Here is a 2,989-nt window from a genome sequence, read left to right on the forward strand (position 1 = left end):
ACCGTTTTTGTTTCTCCGGGGTTCAGCTCTATCATCTCGAAGCCTTTCAACTCCTTTACCGGCCTGGATTTACTGGCAACAAGATCACGCAGGTATAACTGCACAACTTCTTTCCCCGCCACATCTCCGGAATTGGTCACCGGCACACGTACAGTAATTTCATCGTTGGTGCTCATTTCTTCTGCGGAAAGGGATATTTCCCCATATTCAAAATCGGTGTAACTTAATCCGAAGCCAAACGGATAAAGCGCCTCCTTCCCAACATCTGTATAACTTGAAAATGTTACATGCTGTTCACTATAAGGCCTTCCCGTATTTTGCTGATTATAATATAGCGGCTCCTGCCCCACTGCCTTAGGAAAACTAACCGGAAGTTTCCCTGAAGGATTATACTTCCCAAAAAGCACATCGGCAATAGCATTGCCACTTTCTGAACCAAGCTGCCATGCTTCAACAATAGCTGGAATGTTTTCTGCAGCCCAGGTAATTTCCAACGGCCTGCCATTAATTAATACCAAAGCAATATTTTTATTGACTTTATAGATTTCTTCCAGTAACTCCTGCTGAAGCCCTGCCAGGCCAATTTTCGCCTGACTCCGTCCTTCACCACTCTGGAAAGCATCTTCACCCAACACCATAATCACCAGATCTGCATCTTCAGCTTTGGAAATAGCGTCTGGAAAACCAGATTTATCGGTTTCATTTATTTCCAGGGGCATCAAAAAACTCCGTTCCCCGGTTCCAAGCGCGGCACCTTCAGCATAAGAAATATTTACATTTTTCCCGGCGGCAGCTTTGATTCCTTCCAATACAGAAACTGCGGAATTTGCTTCTCCCTGTGCCCTCCAGTTTCCTATAGGCGTGTCTTTGTCTGCTGCCAGCGGGCCGATAATTGCAATATTTTGCACTGCACTTTTTATGGGCAGCATATCATCTTCATTCTTCAGCAACACTATGGATTTTCTTGCAATATCACGTGCCACTTCTTTATGCTCTTCATAGGAAATTTGTTCTGCCAGTTCAGGATTGGAATAGCGATAGGGATCTTCAAAAAGTCCCATTTTAAACTTCACGCGCAAAATCCTTTTTACTGCATCATCAATAAGATTTTCGTCTATTTTGCCTTCTTCTACCAAATCCAGAAGCCCGGCTTCGTAAGCGCCGCCTTCCATATCCATATCACTTCCGGCTTTTAGGGCAATTTCAGCAGCGTGTTTTTTATCTTTTGCAAAACCGTGATAGATCATTTCTGTAATAGAACCCCAGTCTGAAACCACAAATCCGTTCCAGTTCCAGTCGCCTTTTAAAATATCACGCTGCAACATTTTGCTGCCTGTAGCGGGCGTACCATCTATAGTATTAAACGAGTTCATAAAAGTGGCCACCCCGGCATCTGCCGCAGCTTTAAACGGAGGCAAAATAAAATTATGAAGCTCATACTCCCCCACATTTACGGTATTGTAATCCCTGCCGGCTTCAGCAAAACCATAGCCTGCAAAGTGTTTTGCAGTGGCCGCAATCGTGGTACTATCGGCAAGATCATCTCCCTGGTAACCCTTTACTTTTGCCACAGCGACCAAAGAGGTGAGGTAAGGATCCTCGCCAGAACCTTCCATGATCCTACCCCACCGGGCATCCCGAGAGACATCTATCATGGGCGAAAATGTCCAATTTATACCATTGGCCACAGATTCTATTGCTGCAATCCGCGCCGACTTTTCCATCGCTTCCAGATCCCAGCTTGCAGTTTCCCCAAGGGGAACAGGAAAAATTGTTTTATAACCATGTATCACATCATAACCAAAAATAAGCGGAATTTTGATCCTGGAATTTTCCATTACCAGCTTTTGCGCTTCCCTTGTGGCTTCTACTGAAAGTACATTTAACATAGAACCTACCACTCCTTTCTTAAGACGGTCTTCCTTTTCTTTATTGCCCATTTCTGAAGCGGGGCCGGTAAGATCCCAGCTGCCGTTATATTGCACCAGCTGCCCTATCTTTTCTTCCAGCGTCATCATAAAAAGTATAGAATCTACCTTTGTTTCAACGTTTTTTACTGAACTGCGGATTTTTAAGTCCTGGGCAAAACCCGTGAGCTGAACCAACAGCAGCAAGATTAGCAATACGCTTTTTTTCTTCATATTGGAGTAATAAAAAACCTGTTTAAAAAATTTATGCAACTTCTATCCTGAATTACTTCAGAAGAAAAAGCTTTTTTAAACAGGCCTGTATTTAATTATTTTCTATTGATAAACCCTTACATAATCAATTTCCATGGAGGATTCCTGGAATGCAGGATCTATTGTTCCACCAAGACCACCGCCCATGGCAACGTTTAGTATTAAAAAGAAATCTTTATTAAATGGTGTAGACGCATCATTATCAAAAGTAAAATACACCTCGCCATCTAATAGGAAAGTGATACTATCTTCTGTCCACTCGGCTGTGTAGATATGAAATTCAGAAGTAGCATTGTTAATTGTTGAATCGCCAACTACGGCATTTCCTCCAGAATTTCCTGGGTAATGAAGTGCAGAAGATGTTCTCTCCGGTTTATTTCCAACCCATTCCATAATATCAATCTCACCAGTCTCAGGCCAACCCACATCGTCAAAATTAGCTCCCAGCATCCAGATTGCAGGCCAGGTTCCTCCGCCTGCAGGCATTTTTGCCCTGGCTTCAATCCTACCATAGGTAAATTCATATTTATCCTGAGTAGTAATTCTGGCTGATGTAAAATCGAATCCACTCTCAGCTTCACGTCTGGCTGTGATCATAAGATTTCCATCCTGAACACTTACATTTTCCTCTGTATAATATTGAACTTCACCATTACCCCAGCCGTTAGTTCCATTTCCTATTTCGTAATTCCAGGTATCAGTATCAAGAACATCTCCGTCAAATTCATCAGACCAGGCAAGATCGTCGAACTGAGTCTCAAACTCCTCATCGCCTCCACCACCTTCTTGCTGTTGATCAAACGGAGTGG

General features: G+C 43.1%; 2 protein-coding genes. Both read right to left on the reverse strand.

What is annotated here, in order from left to right; translation table 11 throughout:
• Window positions 1-2,141, reverse strand: a 2,141-nt coding sequence (gene bglX / locus RM529_RS16695) for a beta-glucosidase BglX (protein WP_311485880.1), incomplete at its 3' end; no start/stop codon positions are given.
• 102 nt (window positions 2,142-2,243) lie between these two features.
• On the reverse strand, window positions 2,244-2,989 hold a 746-nt coding region (locus RM529_RS16700; RefSeq protein ID WP_311485882.1), incomplete at its 5' end, for a glycoside hydrolase family 16 protein.

The sequence above is a fragment of the Autumnicola edwardsiae genome (genome assembly GCF_031846505.1).
In the GTDB taxonomy this organism is placed as follows: Bacteria; Bacteroidota; Bacteroidia; order Flavobacteriales; family Flavobacteriaceae; genus Autumnicola; species Autumnicola edwardsiae.